The following is a 17,898-nucleotide window of genomic DNA, read 5'->3' on the forward strand; positions in this document are numbered from 1 at the left end:
AGCATCTGGAAGGGGGACCGGCATGCTCATCGGCACCTGGAACCTGGAGAACCTCTACCGGCCCGGCGGCCCGTTCGGCCCCAAGGACAAGGCGGCGTACGAGACGAAGCTGGCCGCTCTGGCCGAGGTGATCACGGAGCTCGATCCGACCCTGCTGGGCGTACAGGAGGTCGGGGAGCCGGAAGCCCTGCGGGACCTGGTCGGCATGCTGGGCGGCGGCTGGCACACCGCGCTCTCCCGGCACGCGGACAGCCGGGGCATCCGGGTCGGCTTCCTCAGCCGCATACCGTTCGAGGTGCTGCACGACACGAACGGGTTCCCGGCGAAGCTGCACCCGGTGCAGGCCGACGACAAGGGGCTCACGGTGGCGGAGGCGGGCCGCGGCTTCCTGGCGGTGGAGGCGGCCGCGGAGGGCGGGCCGCTGCGGGCGGCGGTGTGCCACCTCAAGTCGAAGCTGCTGTCGTATCCGGGCGGCCGGTTCCATCCGCGCGACGAGGGCGAGCGGGCCCGGTTCGGTGCGTACGCCCTGTACCGGCGGGCGGCGGAGGCGACGTCGCTGCGGGGGCTGGCCGACGAGCTGCTGGACGGTGACGGCCGCGAGCGGGACGTGGTCGTGCTGGGCGATCTCAACGACGAGGTCCAGGCGGCGACCACCCAGATCCTGCTCGGCCCGCCCGGCTCCGAACTCGGCACGCCCGGCTTCGACCGGCCGGACGGGGGCGATGCGGTGCGGCTGTGGAACGTGGCTTCGAAGATCCCGGCCGAGCAGCGCTTCTCCCGTGTCAACTCCGGGCGGCGGGAGTTGATCGACCACTTGCTGCTGAGTCATCGGCTGGTGCGGCGGGTGACGGCCGCGGGGACGGGGCTGCCGGGTGGGGTGGCGGGGTCGGATCACGCTCCGGTGTGGGTGCGGGTGGGGTAACCCGCGCCCCTTCAGGGCGCTTCCCGACCCGGCATTACACAGCCAGGGGCAGCTCAGGCAGTCGTAGCCCTATCCGTTCGCGGTCCTCGGCCAGTTCGTTGAGCAGTTCGGTGAGGCGTTCCGTGTGGCGAGGTGTGAGCCGGCCCGAGTCGTCCAGGTGGACCGCGCATGCGGTGGTCGTGTCGACGAGGCGTTCGAGGGTGGCGACGATGTGGTCCGCGCCTTCCGAGTGCCGGGCGAGCGCGGGGAGTTCGGCGGCGGCGAGGGCGATGGCGGTACGGGCCTCGGCGAGCGTGCGGTAGGCCTCGCGGCGGAGGGTCCAGCGCAGGGTGCGGGGGTCGGAGGTGTCGCCGGCGTTCGGCGTGCCGGGCTTGCTCGGGGTGCCGTACGCCTCGCGCAGCACGTGGTCGAGGTACGCCTGGGCCGCGCCGCTCGCCGCCGTGAGCCGGGCGCGCACGGTGCCGCCGCGCTGTCCCGGCATCGGGAGGTGGCCGACGAGGAGAACGATCGCGCAGGCCAGCAGGGTCTCGCCGATCCGCCCGGCGGAGGCCTGCGGTTCGCCGCCGACCATGACCAGGGCGAGGACGAGGACGGTGACGACGGCGGTCTGGGCGGCGAAGTGCCGGGTGGCGACGGGGATGAGGGCCCCGCTGACGGCGACGAGCGCGATGAGCCCCTCAGGCCTGGGCAGCACCGCGGCGAACCCGGCGAAGACGAGTGCGCCGAGCACGGTCCCCGCGGCCCGGCACAGCACCCGGGAGGCGAGCGGTCCGAGGTCGGGCTTGACGAGGAAGACGGCGGTGGCGGGCAGCCAGTACCAGTGCTCGTGCTGCCCGTACCAGCGGGCGTGGTGCAGGGCCTGGGCGACGGCCGCGCTGGCCCCGAAGCAGAGGGCGACCCGCAGCCCGTACTCACGCCCACCAGCCCCGAAGACGGCCCGCAGCAGGTCCTTTGCGGTACGCCGGCGGGTGTGCAGATCGCTCCCCTCGGCCTGGTCGAAGGCCTCGGCGGCACGCAGCAGGGCGTCGTCGAGGGCCCGCAGGGCGGGCGCGGAACGGGTGGGCGCGGGCAGCGGTCCGGTGTGCGTGTTCTCCCGTACGGCGGTGGCGAGCCGTCGGGGTCCCGCGGACGCCCGCCCGGAGCCGGCCTCCCCCGCCCAGGCGAGCGCGGTAGCGGCCTCGGCGAGCGGCAGCGCGGCGGCGTACTGCGCGTGCAGCCGCCGCTCGGCGGAGGAGCTGGCGTAGCGGCGCAGCCGAGGTCCGGCGAAGGCGTCCTGGGCATGGTCGAGCGCGGCGGTGAGCGCGACGCGCCGGGCGGTGGCGTGCGGGGTGCCGACGGCGTCGAGAAGGTCGGCCACGGCGTCGTAGACCGCCGCCACGGCCTCCCGCTCGCCGTCGAACCGGAAGTCCCCGGCGAGCGAACCGGGCGTCGGCAGGGCGAGCCGCAGTCCGAGCAGCCAGCCGGCTCCCGCGAGATAGGCGAGGGCGCGTTGCCATCCCTCGTCCGGCAACGGCATCCCGGCGCCGATGGCGCACGCGACGAGCAACTGCGTACCGGCTCCGGAGGCGACGGGTCCGATGGCGCTCACGCCGCCCGCGACGAGCCCGACGCCGGTGAGGAGCAGGCTGAGCGCCACGGCCCCGACATGATCACCGGCGTATGTCCCGACGAACAGTCCGACCGCTCCGGCCAGCGCCGGCATGCCAAGCCGCTTGACGGAGGTCCGTCGGCTGCCGGGGCGGTCGTTGATGCCGGCGAGCATCGCGGCGATGGCGGCGATGACACCGAGCGAGGTGCGGTCCGCGAGCACGGCGGCGAGGAGCAGCGGCCCGGCGGACAGCGCGCCTCGGGTGACGGCGCTCCAGGGCACGGGGCCGCGCTGGGCGCGCAGGGTGTGGTCGAGCCAGGGCGGAAGGGTTCGCGGGGTGGCGCGGGACACAGGGCTCCTGTCGGCTGGTCGAGGGCGGGGGCTGCCTTCGGGCGACGGTGGCCGGGCTGTCGGTGTCCACGGTAGATCGCGTTCTTGGAGAGGATGGGGCTGTCGTATTTCGGGGATGTGACGGATGGCCGGAGAGGCGAGTTCTTTATGAACGCAACTCGCGACGAGCCCTTCGGGACGACGAATGGCGGGGGAAATGGGAGCGGGCCCGAGGGCGTAGCCTGCCCCCGGGCCCTGGGAATGCCGTCCATTTCGCACGCCGGCACACTTGAGAGCCCAGATCAGTCGTGATGTCGTCGCGTCCTGCCTTTGGACCACCGCACATCGAGCTGTGCGGACTGGACTTGAACCAGCATCTCGACGCCCTGGGTCCGGGCCCGGTCGATCCGGCGATCGACGGCGAATACTGAGTCTGGAGCAATAGTCTGAGATTGATCGCGGTCTGCCTCTGCCAGTTGGGCTACCGCGGCATGTGAGGTGCCGCGGGGAGGACTCGAACCTCCACTGGAACCGCGCAGTCACGACAAGCTTCAGCTTCAGCTTGCGCTCCTCGCGCACCCCGGCCGCAAAGGACCGGGGATTCCTTGAGATTACCCGAAGAGGTAACCGAACACGGCGTCCCCGACCCGCTGATCGACGACGTCCACGCCGTTCGCCTCTTCCCGGGCGAACTTCACCGCCTGCTGCAACTTCTCGACCCGGTCGAGGAGTTCATTGACCCGTCGCGCCGGAAGCGCACCGGAGAACTTCACGGTGGTCCAGTAACCGATGGGAATGTCCTCGTAGTAGACCTCGACCTGAGCGGGGTGCTTCTCGGTCGCCTCGGCCTTCACGTGGTTGCGCGGCACCTTCTTCGTACGAAGCGTCCGCACCGGCTCGGTCTTCCAGGAGTCCGTCGACGGGTCCTGCACCCACCCCTCGGAGGCGTCGAGCACAGGCAACTTCCGTACGAACGTGTTGAGATCGACGAGCTGCTTCTCCAGGAACAGCAGATACGACACCGGCACATCGGCGACGAGCACCCGCCCGTCCACCTTCACATCCGCACGCGCGTCGCAGTTGGCCCAGTCCTTCGTGGCAGTCACATCGAACAGCCGCGTCAGCGTCGCCGCGGTCTCCCGCAGCACGTCCTCCGCCTTCACCTGCACCCGGGTCGACTCGGGCGGCAACTGCTCACCCTCCTCGTCCTTCGGCTGATACGTACGCGAGATACCGGCCAGCAACGCGGGCTTCTGCAACCCGTGGTGAGCCGCTGTCAGGTCCTGGTGCGCCTTTGACTTGACGCCTTTCTCGACTGCGATGATCTGATTGAGTTTCGCCACGTCGAGGACGGTAGCAGCGACAACGGCCGTGTTTCGAAGGGTTATTCGCGGGCGGGGGAACGTCTGCGCGCCCGGGTGCTCTTATCCGCCGGTCGTCTCGAAGAGGTGCCGGGCCCGATCTACTGCGCTGTTCAAGTCGGCCGGGTCCATTCCCCCGGTCAGCGACGCGATGACGTCGTCCACGCCCCGCAACCCCGCCCGCTCCAGCAGCCGCTTCTCATTGGTCACCCACTCTCCCCGCCGTGCCAACACCCCGTGTGCCGTCTGCATGGCGGCTGTGGCGATGGCGCCGGCGAGTTCGGTGACGCGGGCGGACGGGGCGTGGGCGGACTTGGCGTAGGCGAGGGTGGCTCGGGCGGTGCCGTGCCAGCGTTCCGGGGCGGAGGCCCTCAGCTTTTCGGGATACGAGGCGGGCTTCGGCAGTTCGCCCCGGAGCACCTGGTTGATGGCCAGTTCCGCCACCACCAGGTAGCTGGGGATCCCCGCGAGATGGAACATCAGCGGCTCCACCCGGAAGCGCCCGGCCTCCGCTTCCGCCAATTCGTGCTCCACGACGTCGAGATCGCGGTAGTGCACATCGACCCGCCGCCCGTCGATCGTCAGCCACGCGCCCCCGTTGAAGACGCCACCGCCCCAGCCGCCGACGTCCGACACCTCGCCCTCCCAGCCGAGGGCGCGCAGGTCGGCGGGGTCGAAGGGGCCGCGGTAGTAGACGGCGAGGTCCCAGTCGCTGTCCGGCCGGTTCGTGCCCTGGGCTCGCGAGCCGCCGAGGGCCACGGCGTGGACGGTGGGGAGGGCGGCGAGGCGGTCGGCGGCGGTGTCGAGGAAGACGGGGTCGGGGAGGGTGGGCAGGGGCATGAGCAGCAGCGTAGGTCGGCGGGTGAGACACCTCCACGCAATTGCGCATCGACAGCCGAAGCAGTCGTCCCCGAAGGCGACTTGCCCTACTGTGGGTGCGGGGAGAGTGATCATGGCATTCAGGCAGCGCAAGCGGCGTCGACCGAGTGGCCCGACGCAGATCACGGCCAGGCTGGCGATCCCGTTCGTCGGCGACATCACCGGCACGTGGGAACCGGCTGACGCGGAGCGCAGTGCGGCCTGGGAGTTGTACCTGGAGCTCGTCACACGCGTGTCGGTCGAGGACCTCGACCCCGCGGGAGGGTTCCTGCGGGAGGCGCTGTCGTCCCTCTACACGTTCTTCGACACCACCCGAGAGATCCTGCGCCGCTACGGCCCCGAGGTCGCCCCTCCCCTGGATCCCGGCCACGTGAGCTTCGGCGTCCTCGCCGTCACGGTCCTCAATCGCGTACTGCGGCCCCTGCTCTCGTCGTGGCATCCGCGACTGACGGCGTACGAGACCCAGCGCCCGGAAGGCGTGGATCCGGTGGCCTGGGAGCGGCAGTGGGAACACGCGGACGCGCTCCGTGCCCGGATCGCCGACGTACGCGTGACCCTCGCCTCGCTGGCGGAGAACCTGCGTGAGGTGGCGGACGTCAGCGACCTGATCAACCTTCCGGCGCCGCGCTCGCCGGGAAGCACGGCTCCCGCGGGCCGGATGAGCCCGGAGGGCTCCCAGAGCTGAAGCGGGTCTCGCCCCGTTGTCAGTGGCAGGCGTTATCAATGAACTCGTCACTCAGTGTTACGACGGGGGAGATGGTGATGACGCACGACGAGGCATGCCAACAGGACGACCAGGACGATCAGGCACCCGCTCGACAGAGCCCGCGGGACGGCATCGCCGCCCCACCGCGCGACACCCACCTCTCCCTGGCCGGTCTGCGCGCCCGCGGCTGGACCCTCAGGATGGTGCGGCAGTTGCTCGGCGAACCTGATCTGCTCCGGGCCAACCCGTATTTCCGAACGGCTCCGCAGACTCGCCTCTACCGCGTCGAGCGGGTCGAAGCGGTGGAGGCGAGCGAGGAGTTCCGGGCGGTGTCGGCGGCGTCCGTCCGTCGATCCGTCGCGGCGAAGGCCGCCGCGCAACGCAGGCGGCGCGAGGTGCTGGCGCGCATCGCCGCGGAACCCGTCGACGTCCCGCGCCTGCCACCCGACCGACTTGCGGCAGCGGCCGTCGCGCACCGTAACGGCCGTGACGAGGAAGGGCCGCACCAGCGTGGAGGCCACGCGCCCGGTCCCGCCACGGTCGAGAGCGCCGAACCCGAAGCGCTCGCCCGGTGGAAGGTCGACTATCTGCGTCACCTGCTGACACGCTACGACGAGCTGCTCGACGGACTGTACGGAAGCACCGGCCGTGCGGCAGCGGAGGAGTTGCTACGGCGGAGGGTCTACGCCGCCATCTCCGCCGTGTATCCGGACCTCGCGCGGGAGTGCGAACGGCAGCTGCGTGAACGGGAGTTCGGTCCACCGCAGCTCTGACGCGCGGGGCACGTGTCACGCCTCCCACAGATCGCGATGCCGGTGGCGGGTCGGCGGATGGTCCAGGTCCTCGGCCCACAGCAGCAGCGCACCCTCGGGAGCCGCACCCAGGTGACGTCGGGCGGAGGTGCGGAAGATCTGGAGGGCGGCTCTGGCCCGGCGCTCGTAGGGGCTGTACCGGGGTTCGTTCATGGCGCGGGAGTACGTGTACGAGGTGAAGCTCCGCCTGGCGAGCCTCGGCACAGGGCGGCGGCCCTCGCGCGCGGCACGGGCCAACTCCTCGCCGGAATAGCGGAGTTCGATGACGGCATGGCCCGTCCAGGGGCCGTGCAGGCCGAGCGGCCAGCGTGCGGGCAGGGTGCGGTGACGGTTGGGGACGTGGTGGACGGTGCGTGACATGGCAGACCTTCCGCGGCCCACCGGAGTGTCCGGTGCGGCGCTAGAAGTCCGCCGCCGTGAAACGTCCCAGGTGCTTGTCTCGCATGGCGGCAGCCTGGCATTCGCGGGCCGCGCTGTCGAGGGGAGGTCAGAAGGCTCCTGAGGCGGAAAATCGGATGCGGCCCTGGAACACGGCTTGGATGATCGCGAAGTCGGCCGTCCTCCGCCCCGTCCTGGAGCCCCCCGTGATCCGTCGCGTCACCGCCCCCGCCCTCTTCCCACCGCCCACCTACTCCCACGCCTCCGTCGTGGAGGCCGGCACGAAGCTCGCGTTTCTCGCCGGTTCCGTGCCGCTCGACGCCGAGGGCAGGATCGTCGGCGAGGGGGATCCCGTGCGGCAGGCCGAGCAGGTGATGGCGAATCTCCAGGAGCAACTGCGGGCGGTCGGAAGCGACTTGGCGCATGTCCTGCACACCGACGTGTACGTCGTGAGCGCCGAGACCTCGGTACTCTCCGCCGTCTGGGAGGTCGTGGAGGCGTCCGGCCTCAGCGACGGCCCGCACTCGTCGACACTGCTCGGGGTGGCCTGCCTCGGGTACACGGGACAGCTGGTGGAGATCACGGCGACGGCCGTCGTGCCTTAGTCGACGACCGGGCGGCCCGCGCTCTGGTCATCAACACGGTGGCCTCGCGCACCTGGGAACCCCTTCGTGCTCCCCGGCATGCGGCCCCCCGCCCCCACCGATGTCAACTGCCGCCGACCGCGCGGAAATGCGATGCGGTGGCCGTCGGCCCCCTGGCAGGATCCCGTCGCGTGACCTCATACGACTCCCCGATCACCCTGCGCCGGGCGACCGCCCCCGACGCCGACGCCACCGCCGACGTCTGGCTGCGGTCCTTCGCCGCCGCGCTGCCGACCGTCGTGCGGCCGCGGTCCGACGACGAGGTGCGGGACTACTTCCGGGAGGTGGTCGTGCCGCTGCGGGAGACGTGGGTGGCGGACGCGGACGGGATCGTGGGGGTGATGGTCCTGAACGGAGAGCTCCTGTCCCAGCTCTACATCGCTCCCGACTGGCGTGGGCGCGGCATCGGAGACCGGTTCGTCGAGCTGGCCAAGGAGCGCAGCCCGCAGGGCCTGCACCTGTGGACCTTCCAGGTCAACAAGCCCGCCCACCGCTTCTACGAACGGCACGGCTTCGTCGCCGTCGAGCGCACGGACGGCAGTGGGAACGAGGAGCGGGAGCCGGACGTGCGGTACGTCTGGCAGCCGTAGGAAACGGGCGGCGTCAGGATCACCCAGGCCGGAGGCCGGCCCACCGTGTCACCCTGCTCCCCGCCCCCAGATCCGCCCCTTGGGCAGCGGCCCGGCATAACCGCCCACCTTGCTGGTCCGCAGCCCCAGCCCCACCAGCGACTCCGCCAGCTTCACCGCCGCGCCCACCCCGTCGACCACCGGCAGCCCCAGCTTCTCCCCCACCACCCGTTGCAGCCCCGTCATCCCGGCGCAGCCCAGCACCAGCACCTCGGCGCCCGCCTGACGGGCCCGTTCGGAGGCGGCGAGGAACGCGGCCTCCGTACGCGCGGCGTCCCCGAGGTCGAGGACGTTCAGGCCCGTGCCGACCACGGCGGCGCAGTTGCGGCCCACGCCCGCCAGTTCCAGGCTGTCCTCGATCTGCCCGCAGGAGCGCTCCAGCGTGGTGACGACGCCGTAGCGACGGCCGAGGAGGCAGGCGAGATGGGCCGCCGCCTCCGTGATGTCGACGACCGGGACGTCCAGCAGCTCCCGGACGCCTTCGCGCCCGTGCTCGCCGAAGCCGGCCATCACGACGGCGTCGTACGCGGGACCGCGGTACGTCCGCAGGAGGTCGATCACCGCGGCCGCCGAGAGGTAGCTGTCGAGCCAGCCCTCGGCCGACTCGGGCCCCCACTGCGGCGTCAGCCCGGTCACGGCGGTGCCCGGGCCTGCCGCGGCCCGGGCACCTCGTACGATCTCCTCGGTCATCTCCTGCGTGGTGTTGCAGTTGGTGACGACGATCCGCACTCCGCTCAGGCCTCCGCCGCCTCGGGCGAGGTTCGCTCGCTCCGGCACAGGACCGCGTACAGTCCCGCCGCCAGCGCGGTGCCGATGAACCAGGAGTACGGCGCCACATCGCTGAACGTCTTCACCAGCGCGAGCACCGCCGCGACGCCCGCCGCCGGCAGGAACGCCCACAGGGCCTTGGGGTTGACGCCCTTGCGGTAGTAGTAGCGGGAGCCGGGCGTGGCGTCGAACAGTTCGTTCACGTCCACGCGGCCCTTCTTGACCCAGTAGTAGTCGAGCATGATCACGCCGAACAGCGGGCCGAGGAAGGCGCCGAGGCCGCCGAGGAAGTAGTTGACGACCGTCGGGTTGGAGAAGAGGTTCCAGGGGGTCACGACCAGCGCCGCCACCGTGCTGATCATGCCGCCGACCTTGAAGGTGATCTTCTGCGGCCAGACGTTGGCGAGGTCGTACGCCGGGGAGACGAAGTTGGCGACGATGTTGACGCCCATGGTGGCGATGGCGAAGGTCAGCGCGCCGAGGACCAGGACCCAGGTGTTGCCGACCTTGGCCACCAGTTCCGCCGGGTCGGTGATGGCCTCGCCCCACACCTCCAGCGAACCGGCGGTGACGATGACGGAGACGACCACGAAGGCCGTGGAGTTGATGGGCAGGCCCCAGAAGTTGCCGCGCCGCACCGTGCGGTAGTCCGGCGCGAAGCGGGAGAAGTCGCAGAAGTTGAGCATCAGCGTGCCGTACGTAGCGAGGATCAGGCCGATCGCGCCGAACCACTGCCGCCACTGCTCGCCGACCGAGACCGGGTGCGGGGTCGAGGTGAGCGAGATGCTCCAGCCGGCCTTGGACAGGACCCAGATCGCCAGCGCGATCATCACCAGCCAGATCGCCGGTCCGCAGAAGTCCTGGAACTTGCGCACCGACTCCATGCCCTGGCTGATGATCAGCGCCTGGACCAGCCACAGCGACACGAACGACAGCCAGCCCAGCGCGTCGAGGCCGAGGAAGGAGCTGTGCGTCCAGGACTCCAGGCCCGGCCAGGCGGCCAGCAGCATCACGTTCACTGCGACGGAGGCCAGATAGGTCTGGATGCCGTACCACATGATGGCGATGACGGCCCTGATCAGCGCCGGGATGTTCGCGCCCCACACGCCGAAGCTGATGCGGCTGACGACGGGGAAGGGCACGCCGTGGCGCTGGCCGATCTTCCCCATCCAGTTCATGCCGATGTAGATGATCACGAAGCCGACGAGCAGGGAGGTGAAGACCTGCCACACGTTCATGCCGAGGACGAGCAGGCCCGCCGCGAACGTGTAGTTGCCCAGGTTGTGGACGTCGGACATCCACATGGCGAAGAGGTCGAAGACCTTCCAGTTCCGCTTGCCGGCGGGCGCGAGGTCTTCGTTGGTGAGCCGGGGGTCGGGGACGAACGCTGGGGCACCGGTGGCCGCGGTGCGATCGGCGAGGGACACGGAGGGCCTCCATGGACGGGGACGGAGGAGGGTGACGGTCGCTTGGTAGCCGACTTTGGTATACCAAACTGCGGTCATAGTCCTCCCGTCAAGCGTTCCGACCGATGTCGCGTTCGTTAACGCTCCGTAAAACACCTCCGGAGTCGGCGAAGATTGCTCCATGAGCTCCACGACGAAGATCGAACCTCTGGGCGCCGTCCGAGAGCGGGTCCTGGCCACCCTGCGGCAGGAGATCATCGCGGGCCGTCTGCGGCCGGGCGACAGACTGGTCGAACGGGAGCTGGCCGAGCGCTTCGGGGTCTCCCGGGTACCGGTCCGCGAGGCCATCCGGGCCCTGGTGACCGAGGGCTTCGTCCACTTCGAGACGCCCCGCCGCACGGTCGTACGACGCCTGACCCCGAAAGACGTCAAGGAACTCTTCGAACTGCGCGAGGCATTGGAGGTGTACGCCGCCGCCCTGGCCGCGGCCCGTGCGACCCCGCAGGAGCTGGCCGAGGTCGAGCAGCTCCTCGACCAGGCGGCCACCGCGACCGAGGCGGGCGACGCGGAGACGATCACCGACATCAACAGCCGGCTGCACGACCGGATCGTGGCGATGGCCGGGAACAGCCTGCTGATAGAGGCGCTCGAACCGGTCGCGGGCCGACTGCGCTGGATGACCCGGCGGAACGAGGAGTGGCCCCAACTCCTCGTGGAACACCGGGAGTTGTACGAGGCGATCGCGTCCGGCGACCCGGAGCGGGCCCGCGCGCACGCGCTCGCGCATGTGCGGACCAACTACGAGTCGACGGTACGGCAGTTGTTCGGCGAGGACGCCGAGCTCACCTAGCCGACTCGCCCGGCCGAACTCTTCCGCGGACGCCCGTACTTGTCCGTCGCCGCCACCATCGCCTCCGCCACCCCCGGCGCCCCGGCGTTGTGCCCGACCTCGTCAACCACCACCAACTCACTGTCCGGCCAAACGTGATGGAGCCGCCAGACGATCCCGGCGAGGTTCCCGAAGTCGAGGCTGCCCTGCACCAGCGTGCCCGGGATGCCCTTCAGCAGGGGCGCGTCACGCAGTACGGCCTCGTCCTCGCCCAGGAAGTGGCCGTTGCCCCAGTAGTGCGTGACCGTGCGGGCGAAACCCATCCGGAACTCCGGGTCCTCGAAGCGCTCGACCGACCTGGGCGGCGCCGGAATGGTCGCCGTCTCCCAGTCGGTCCAGGCCCGCGCCGCCCGCGCCCGCACCTCGGGATCGGGCGACTCCAGGAGCCGGTTGTAGGCGGCAGCGAGATTCCCCGACCGGTCACCGGCTGGCAGCTCGCCGACGAACCGCTCGAACGCCTCCGGAAAGATCTGCCCAAGTCCCCTGGTCAGCAAGGCGACTTCGGCCTCCGACCCGGTCGCGACCCCGGTCAGGACCAGCTCGCTCACGGCCGCCGGATGCGTCTGTGCGTACCGCAGCCCCAGCACCGACCCGAACGACACACCCCACACCAGCCACCGCTCGACCCCGAGGTGTTGCCGCAGCAGCTCCAGATCGGCGATGAGGTGCGCCATCGTGTTGACGCTCATGTCGGTGCCGTAAGCGCTCGCTGGCGGCGTCGAACGCCCGGCGCCACGCTGGTCGAGCAGCACGATCCGATACACGGCCGGGTCGAAGAGCCGCCGGAAGGACGGCCCGCTGCCGGACCCCGGCCCGCCGTGCAGCACCACCGCGGGCTTGCCCCGCGGGTTCCCGCAGGTCTCCCAGTGGACGCGGTTGCCGTCACCGACGTCGAGCATGCCGTGGTCGTACGGTTCGATGTCCGGGTAGAGAGGCATCCGGCGACCCTAACTCCCGTACGACGAACCAGTCGTCCTAGTCGAGCCGGGAAGCCGTCCGCAGCACCTCGCGCAGCATCTCCGGGGTCAGCCGGCCGGTGAAGGTGTTGCGCTGGCTGACATGGAAGCACCCGAAGAGCTCGATCCCGTCGAGCGGCACCCGCACCCCGTGCCCGAACACGGGCCGCGGCCGGGGCACACTCCACCCCGCCTCCGCCAGCGCGGGCAGCGTGGCCTGCCAGCCGAAGGCACCGAGCACGACCACGGACCGCAGAGTCGGCCGCAGCAGCCGCAGCTCCTGGACCAGCCAGGGGCGACAGGTGTCCCGCTCCCCCGGCGTGGGCTTGTTGGCGGGCGGGGCGCAGTGCACGGGCGAGGTGACGCGGACGCCGTACAGGTCGAGGCCGTCGCCCAGGCCGGTGGACGACGGCTGCGAGGCGAGACCGACGTCGTACAACGCCTGGTACAGCACGTCTCCGGAGCGGTCGCCCGTGAACATCCGGCCGGTGCGGTTGCCGCCGTGCGCGGCCGGCGCGAGGCCGACGATCAGCAGACGGGCGTCCGCCGGTCCGAAGCCGGGCACCGGCCGACCCCAGTACGTCTGGTCGGCGAAAGCCGCCCGCTTGGTACGGGCCACCTCCTCGCGCCAGTCGACCAGGCGGGGGCAGGCACGGCAGTCCGCGACGCGCCGGTCCAGCTCAGCGAGAGGGTCCACGCCTCCACCGTAGGACCATGTCCACGCCGTCCCGAGCGCCACGAGGCCGCAGACGCAGCGGGAACAGCGTGGTCGGCGCCCACAGGTTCGTCCAGCCCCGCGGAAATCCCGTCGGATCGGGGGTGCGCGGCGACTATCGTCGGGGCATGGCTGCTGAACGTGCTGATGACGGTGTGGGTGAGGCTGCGGACACGAACCGCCGGGCTCGGACCGCCGTGACGGAGACGGCGACCGAGGTGCCTGGTGGCCGCGCGGTCGACGCCGAGGTCTCCTCCGGCGAGGGCGCGGACGCGACCGCGGGCGCAGCCGTGGCCCCTCACGTCGACCCGAAGGTCGCCGCCGCTGTGGCCGCCGCCGAGGCCGCCGGTCCGCAGAACGGCGAGACCGTCCGCATCGACAGCTGGATCTGGTCGGTACGCCTGGTCAAGACCCGCTCCGCCGGCGCCACCGCCTGCAAGGGCGGCCACGTACGAGTGAACGGCGACCGGGTCAAGCCCGCCCACTCCCTCCGCGTCGGCGACGAGGTACGCCTGGTGCACGAGGGCCGCGAGCGGATCGTCGTCGTCAAGCGCCTCATCCGCAAGCGGGTCGGCGCCCCGGTCGCCGTCCAGTGCTACGTCGACAACAGCCCCCCGCCCCCGCCCCGCGAGGCCGTCGCCCCCGCCGGTATCCGCGACCGCGGTACAGGCCGCCCCACCAAGCGGGACCGCCGCGAGATGGAACGCCTGCGAGGATCCGGCGGGCGCCCCGGAGGCCACTGACCACCCACACCGCGCACCACCCGGATCGGACGGGCCGAGCCGCGCCGGGCCAGCACCGCCGACACCGGAAGCGAGCACGGACAGGGCACGGGCCATGCCGCGCCACCAATGCCGGGGGCGAGAACGGGACCGGACCGGGACTGCCTCCGGAGCCGGGGGGCGAGAACGGGACCGGACCGGGACTGCTCCGGAGCCAGGGCTGAGACCGTCAGCTGAGTCCTGATGCCGAGGCCGACGTGAGGGTCACCGCGCCGGGCAACGCCCACCGGACCGACCCCGTAATCCTCCCCGACCAGCACCCGAGCGCCGCGTCCCGACCTGCCCGCCCGCAAAGGCCACTCAAGGCCCCGCACCCCACCGACGCACACGGCGACGGCGTCCGGAGCAAGCCCTCAGGCTCTCCGGACGCCACCGCCCTGCGCGTCGGTGTTGCCACCCGACCTCGCGGCGGAGGTCAGGCGCCTCGGCGCAGCAGCCCCAGCAGTCGCGCGTTCTGGTCCCGCCGGGCCCACGCGATGAGGGCCAGCGGCACGATCAGGATGAGAGGTGTCGCGGCGTTCTCCCCGTCGAAGACGGAGACCTGGACGACGAACGCGCCCACCATCAGCGCGCTCAGCGCCACCGCGGCCACCGACTGCAACAGCGGGAGCAACAGGGCGACGGCACCGGCCAGTTCGAGCACGCCGATGGCGTACATCCCGGTATCGCCCCAGCCCATCTCGGCGAAGCCCTCGGAGGCCGAGGGGTGCGCGATCAGCTTGGGCAGCGCGCTCGCGACGGCGTAGAACAGGGCGAGCACCACCTGGAGGGCGCGCAGCGCGATCCGGGCACGGCGCCCGCGCGCGGTCGCGGACTCGGCGACGACGGTGCCGGACTGGGCGGACGCGGCGGCGGTGACGGGGAGGGTGGTCTCGGACATCAGGGTCTCCTGTGGGAAGCGGTCCGTGCTGCTGTCAGAGAGACAGACCGCCGCCCACACGAAAACTCATCGCCGCCCGCTGCCCGATTCCAGCACCTGTGGCCACCCCCTGCCCTAACCCGAAGGAACCGCCCTCACCCATGTCCCGTCCTCCGTCAGATACTTGTCCACCCCGAGACCCGCCTCCCCCAACGCCTCCTCGAACCGCTCCTTCGTCAACGGCCGCGCCAGGAACGTCTGGGTCCACACCGCGTCCGGGAACTCGTACTCCGCCCGCACCGAGTTCACCCCCTCCCCGACCGGTTCCGCCGACACCGTCCGGACGGTGAAGCCACTGGGGTCGACCCGCTCACGCGGCAGGTTGGTGTGGTAGTCCGCGCCCTCCCGCTGGATCAGCACGCACCCGCCCTCACCGACATGCCGGGCACAGGCGCGCAGCATCCCCCGCCGCACCTCGACGTCCCCGGCGTGCACCAGGAACGACGCGAGCATCACCACGTCGAACGTCTCGCCCAGATCGAGCCCTTCGACCGGGCCGCATATCGTGCGTGCCCCGCGGACGCGCTCCAGCATCTGCGGGGACTCGTCCACCGCGGTCACCGTGAAGCCCCGCTCCAGGAGCGGATGGGTCATCCGCCCCACACCGCAGCCAAGCTCCAGGATGTGCGCCCCCGCCGGCACGGCCGCGGCGATGATGTCCGGCTCGTCCCCCACCGGCAGCCGTGCGTACAGCTCCACCGCGCAGCCGTCGGGAGTGATCGCACCGGGTCCGGTCCCCTCGTACCCCTCACGCATTCTCAGCTCCATGCCCGTCCAACGGCCCACCTCCGCACGGCCGTTCCCCCCTCGCACGGATTCACCCATCCGAGCGACAGCAGACCTCCGTCACAACGGAAACCAGCCGCGCCCCATGTACCAGTGCCCACCCGCCCGCAGATGGTCCCCCACCGCCCGCTCCAGCGACGTCCGCCGCGGCAGCCCCGCCACCGCCAGCCCCGGGTCACCGAACACGAACTGGACCGGTTCCGTGTCGGCCGGCTCACCGCCCCGGCGGGCGATCCGGAACCGCTCCTGGAACCGGACGATGTTGGAGTCGGCGTTCAGATATCCCTTCAACTGCGGGTCGAGCAGCCAGGAATGGCACATCGCCGCCCGATACGGCTCCTCGGGATGGTGCAGGGCGAAGAACTCCCGGGCGAGCGCCAGGGACCGGTCGCAGGCCGCCGGGGTCAGCGGACCGAGGAACTCGGGGATGTGGATGTCGAGACAGGGCGTGCCCGGGGCCCCGTCGTACCCGGCCGTCGCGAGCGCCGACACGGCGCCCGTCCAGACGGTCGCGCGCTGGAACTGAAGCCGCCCCAGCTGGTACAGCTCGCCGCGGAAATGGAGCAGCAGCCACTGCGGGGACTGCACCCCTCCCCTGCCGTGCCGGCGGCGGTGGACGGCCAGGTTCCGCCCGAGGTCGGTGAGGGTGCGCCGGGAGACGTCCGCGGGGATACCGCGGGCTTGGTGGTACGCGCGCGTGTGCGGCAGCACCGCGACGAACACGTACGCGGCGAAGAAGCGGCGCAGCGCCGCCGGTGCCTCGGCGACCCGTTCGCCCAGCTGCAACCCGTCGCCGTATTCGACGATCTTCCCGATGTCGCGCACCAGTTCCTCGGCGCACTCCTCCAGGAGCCGCATCGCCCCGGCGTCCGCCGTCAGCGTCCGGCGCAGTGCGATCAGTTCGTCGATGTCCTCGTGGGGTACCGCGAGGTCAAGAAGCACCTCGGCCAGCTCGTCGGTATCCGGAAGCACGTGGCCCTCCCCCTGGTCGGAGCCTTTGGTGAACGTCGCACCGAAGAGTACGTTTCAAGAAGGAGTGGTGATCGCGATGCGTACGGGCAGTGAGCCGACGACCGCGCGCAGTGCGCTGCGCACGCGCTTGTGGCTGAGCGTGTGGGGGCTGGCGTGGGCGGTCTTCGGCACGGCGGCGTTCGCCCTCGCGGGACGCCCCGGCTGGGCCATCGCCTGCGGGGTGCTGTGGCTGGTGATCACCGTGGACCTGACGCTGATCCTCCGGCACATCCGCCAGGGCCCGCACTACCAGCCGGGCCCGGACATCCCGCCGTACCGGCCGCCGGAAAGCCGCTAGCCGACCGCTTGCCGCTGGCCGACCGCCTGTCGCCGGCCGGCGCTCACGACTCGAACCGGGCCGCCTTCACATACTCCGGGTTCGGGTCCAGTGCCGCGGCCAGCCGGAAGTGGCGCTTGGCCTGGTCGGGGCGCGCCTGCCGCTCGTAGGTGCGGGCGAGCGCGAAGTGCGCGAACGCGTTGTCCGGCTCGCGCTCCAGGACGATCGTGAACTCCAGCTCCGCGGGACGCAGTTGCGCGGCCGCGAAGAAGGCACGCGCGCGCAGCAGGCGGGCGGCGGTGTTCTCGGGGTGCGCGGCGATGACCTGGTCGAGCAGCTTCACCGCGCCCTGCGGATCCCGTGCGGCGAGCAGTTGCTCGGCGGCACGGAAGTCGATGACATGCGTCTCCGGAGTACGTCCGGTCGAACCGCTGGTCTGGGGCACGGCAGAGTCCTTCCCTTACTGGAAGGGTTCAACGCCCGGACAGAGGCCTGCTATTCCTGAGACGGCTGGGCCGGGTCGTGCGGGGAGCGGGCTCTTCGTACGAGATCGGCCCATACCTCCGTCACGCGTCGCCGCAGGTCGTCCAGGGGTACGTCGTTGTCGATGACGATGTCCGCGATCTCCAGGCGCTTCTCGCGCGTCGCCTGGGCGGCCATACGCGCGCGTGCGTCCTCCTCGGTCATGCCGCGCAACCGCACGAGCCGGTCGAGCTGGGTCTCGGGGCCGGCGTCGACGACGACCACGAGGTCGTACAGCGGGGCGAGGGCGTTCTCGGCGAGGAGCGGGACGTCGTGGATCACGACCGCGTCCGCGGCGGCGGCCGCCTCCAGCTCGCGGGAGCGGGCGCCGACCAGCGGGTGCACGATCGAGTTCAGTACGGCGAGCCGGTCGGGGTCGGCGAACACGATCGAGCCCAGCTTCGGCCGGTCCAGCCCGCCGTCTTCGGCGAGCACGTCCCGGCCGAAGGCCTCGACGACCGCGGCCAGTCCCGGCGTACCCGGCGCGACGACCTCGCGCGCGATACGGTCCGCGTCGATCAGCACGGCCCCGTGCTCGACGAGCAGCCGCGACACCTCGCTCTTGCCGGCGCCGATACCGCCGGTCAGGCCCACCTTCAGCATGACCGGAAGCTTAGG

21 protein-coding genes are annotated in these 17,898 nt (G+C 71.3%); 8 read left to right on the forward strand and 13 right to left on the reverse strand.

The features are described 5' to 3' along the window. Positions 1-22: 22 nt before the first annotated feature. A complete protein-coding gene (locus ACFY0U_RS16770) occupies positions 23-922 on the forward strand; it encodes an endonuclease/exonuclease/phosphatase family protein (RefSeq protein ID WP_388635856.1) in 900 nt (299 codons plus the stop codon). A 34-nt stretch (positions 923-956) separates the two neighbouring features. Here the strand turns inward: ACFY0U_RS16770 and ACFY0U_RS16775 are convergent, their stop codons facing one another. From ACFY0U_RS16775 to ACFY0U_RS16785, 3 genes are all read right to left on the reverse strand, one after another. Further along, positions 957-2,861, reverse strand: coding sequence for an FUSC family protein (locus tag ACFY0U_RS16775; RefSeq protein WP_388635858.1), 1,905 nt, complete (start codon positions 2,859-2,861; stop codon positions 957-959). 590 nt (positions 2,862-3,451) lie between these two features. Then, a complete protein-coding gene (locus ACFY0U_RS16780) occupies positions 3,452-4,183 on the reverse strand; it encodes a hypothetical protein (RefSeq protein WP_388635860.1) in 732 nt (243 codons plus the stop codon). A gap of 81 nt (positions 4,184-4,264) precedes the next feature. After that, positions 4,265-5,041, reverse strand: coding sequence for a nucleotidyltransferase domain-containing protein (locus ACFY0U_RS16785; RefSeq protein ID WP_388635862.1), 777 nt, complete (start codon positions 5,039-5,041; stop codon positions 4,265-4,267). A gap of 112 nt (positions 5,042-5,153) precedes the next feature. On the opposite strand from ACFY0U_RS16785, the gene ACFY0U_RS16790 reads away from it, so the two are divergent. Both ACFY0U_RS16790 and ACFY0U_RS16795 read left to right on the forward strand, forming a co-directional pair. Continuing rightward, entirely contained in the window at positions 5,154-5,765 is a 612-nt protein-coding gene (locus ACFY0U_RS16790; protein WP_388635864.1) for a hypothetical protein, read from the forward strand. 77 nt (positions 5,766-5,842) lie between these two features. Beyond that, on the forward strand, positions 5,843-6,559 hold the full coding sequence (locus ACFY0U_RS16795; protein ID WP_388635866.1) for a hypothetical protein: 717 nt from the start codon (positions 5,843-5,845) through the stop codon (positions 6,557-6,559). A 15-nt stretch (positions 6,560-6,574) separates the two neighbouring features. Here the strand turns inward: ACFY0U_RS16795 and ACFY0U_RS16800 are convergent, their stop codons facing one another. After that, positions 6,575-6,958: a hypothetical protein gene (locus ACFY0U_RS16800; RefSeq protein ID WP_388635868.1), complete on the reverse strand. Its 384-nt coding sequence runs from the start codon at positions 6,956-6,958 to the stop codon at positions 6,575-6,577. A 224-nt stretch (positions 6,959-7,182) separates the two neighbouring features. Between ACFY0U_RS16800 and ACFY0U_RS16805 the strand changes: the two genes are divergently transcribed. Both ACFY0U_RS16805 and ACFY0U_RS16810 read left to right on the forward strand, forming a co-directional pair. Beyond that, on the forward strand, positions 7,183-7,581 hold the full coding sequence (locus ACFY0U_RS16805; RefSeq protein ID WP_388636265.1) for a RidA family protein: 399 nt from the start codon (positions 7,183-7,185) through the stop codon (positions 7,579-7,581). A gap of 170 nt (positions 7,582-7,751) precedes the next feature. Continuing rightward, positions 7,752-8,210 carry a GNAT family N-acetyltransferase gene (locus ACFY0U_RS16810; RefSeq protein ID WP_388635870.1) on the forward strand — a complete coding sequence of 153 codons (459 nt, stop codon included), beginning with the start codon at positions 7,752-7,754 and terminating at the stop codon, positions 8,208-8,210. A 48-nt stretch (positions 8,211-8,258) separates the two neighbouring features. Here the strand turns inward: ACFY0U_RS16810 and ACFY0U_RS16815 are convergent, their stop codons facing one another. Both ACFY0U_RS16815 and ACFY0U_RS16820 read right to left on the reverse strand, forming a co-directional pair. Then, positions 8,259-8,978, reverse strand: coding sequence for an aspartate/glutamate racemase family protein (locus ACFY0U_RS16815; protein WP_388635872.1), 720 nt, complete (start codon positions 8,976-8,978; stop codon positions 8,259-8,261). 5 nt (positions 8,979-8,983) lie between these two features. Further along, positions 8,984-10,444: an NCS1 family nucleobase:cation symporter-1 gene (locus ACFY0U_RS16820; protein ID WP_388635874.1), complete on the reverse strand. Its 1,461-nt coding sequence runs from the start codon at positions 10,442-10,444 to the stop codon at positions 8,984-8,986. Between the two features lie 160 nt (positions 10,445-10,604). Here ACFY0U_RS16820 and ACFY0U_RS16825 point away from each other — a divergent pair, with 160 nt between their 5' ends. Then, positions 10,605-11,273 carry a GntR family transcriptional regulator gene (locus tag ACFY0U_RS16825; RefSeq protein WP_388635876.1) on the forward strand — a complete coding sequence of 223 codons (669 nt, stop codon included), beginning with the start codon at positions 10,605-10,607 and terminating at the stop codon, positions 11,271-11,273. On the opposite strand, the gene pip is transcribed toward ACFY0U_RS16825, so the two are convergent. Both pip and ACFY0U_RS16835 read right to left on the reverse strand, forming a co-directional pair. Further along, on the reverse strand, positions 11,270-12,250 hold the full coding sequence (pip, locus tag ACFY0U_RS16830) for a prolyl aminopeptidase (RefSeq protein WP_388635878.1): 981 nt from the start codon (positions 12,248-12,250) through the stop codon (positions 11,270-11,272). The genes ACFY0U_RS16825 and pip overlap by 4 nt on opposite strands. Before the next feature lie 37 nt (positions 12,251-12,287). Then, positions 12,288-12,965: a uracil-DNA glycosylase gene (locus ACFY0U_RS16835; protein ID WP_388635880.1), complete on the reverse strand. Its 678-nt coding sequence runs from the start codon at positions 12,963-12,965 to the stop codon at positions 12,288-12,290. A gap of 146 nt (positions 12,966-13,111) precedes the next feature. Between ACFY0U_RS16835 and ACFY0U_RS16840 the strand changes: the two genes are divergently transcribed. Next, positions 13,112-13,726: an RNA-binding S4 domain-containing protein gene (locus ACFY0U_RS16840; RefSeq protein WP_388635882.1), complete on the forward strand. Its 615-nt coding sequence runs from the start codon at positions 13,112-13,114 to the stop codon at positions 13,724-13,726. A 454-nt stretch (positions 13,727-14,180) separates the two neighbouring features. On the opposite strand, the gene ACFY0U_RS16845 is transcribed toward ACFY0U_RS16840, so the two are convergent. The 3 genes from ACFY0U_RS16845 to ACFY0U_RS16855 all read right to left on the reverse strand — a co-directional run bounded on the left by ACFY0U_RS16845 (position 14,181) and on the right by ACFY0U_RS16855 (position 16,442). Further along, positions 14,181-14,645 (reverse strand): DoxX family protein, encoded by a 465-nt coding sequence (locus ACFY0U_RS16845; RefSeq protein ID WP_388635884.1) that lies wholly within the window; start codon positions 14,643-14,645, stop codon positions 14,181-14,183. A 114-nt stretch (positions 14,646-14,759) separates the two neighbouring features. Continuing rightward, positions 14,760-15,440: a class I SAM-dependent methyltransferase gene (locus ACFY0U_RS16850; RefSeq protein ID WP_388635886.1), complete on the reverse strand. Its 681-nt coding sequence runs from the start codon at positions 15,438-15,440 to the stop codon at positions 14,760-14,762. A 90-nt stretch (positions 15,441-15,530) separates the two neighbouring features. Beyond that, positions 15,531-16,442 carry an acyltransferase domain-containing protein gene (locus ACFY0U_RS16855; RefSeq protein ID WP_388635888.1) on the reverse strand — a complete coding sequence of 304 codons (912 nt, stop codon included), beginning with the start codon at positions 16,440-16,442 and terminating at the stop codon, positions 15,531-15,533. Between the two features lie 76 nt (positions 16,443-16,518). Between ACFY0U_RS16855 and ACFY0U_RS16860 the strand changes: the two genes are divergently transcribed. Continuing rightward, entirely contained in the window at positions 16,519-16,779 is a 261-nt protein-coding gene (locus ACFY0U_RS16860) for a DUF6343 family protein (RefSeq protein WP_388635890.1), read from the forward strand. Positions 16,780-16,822: 43 nt separating this feature from the next. On the opposite strand, the gene ACFY0U_RS16865 is transcribed toward ACFY0U_RS16860, so the two are convergent. Both ACFY0U_RS16865 and coaE read right to left on the reverse strand, forming a co-directional pair. Next, the gene (locus tag ACFY0U_RS16865) at positions 16,823-17,203 is read right to left on the reverse strand and encodes a tetratricopeptide repeat protein (protein ID WP_388635892.1); all 381 of its coding nucleotides are present in this window, start codon (positions 17,201-17,203) and stop codon (positions 16,823-16,825) included. Between the two features lie 50 nt (positions 17,204-17,253). After that, a complete protein-coding gene (coaE, locus tag ACFY0U_RS16870; protein WP_388635894.1) occupies positions 17,254-17,883 on the reverse strand; it encodes a dephospho-CoA kinase in 630 nt (209 codons plus the stop codon). Between the last annotated feature and the right edge of the window lie 15 nt (positions 17,884-17,898).

This window comes from Streptomyces sp. NPDC001536 (genome assembly GCF_042894505.1).
Taxonomy (GTDB): Bacteria; Actinomycetota; Actinomycetes; order Streptomycetales; family Streptomycetaceae; genus Streptomyces.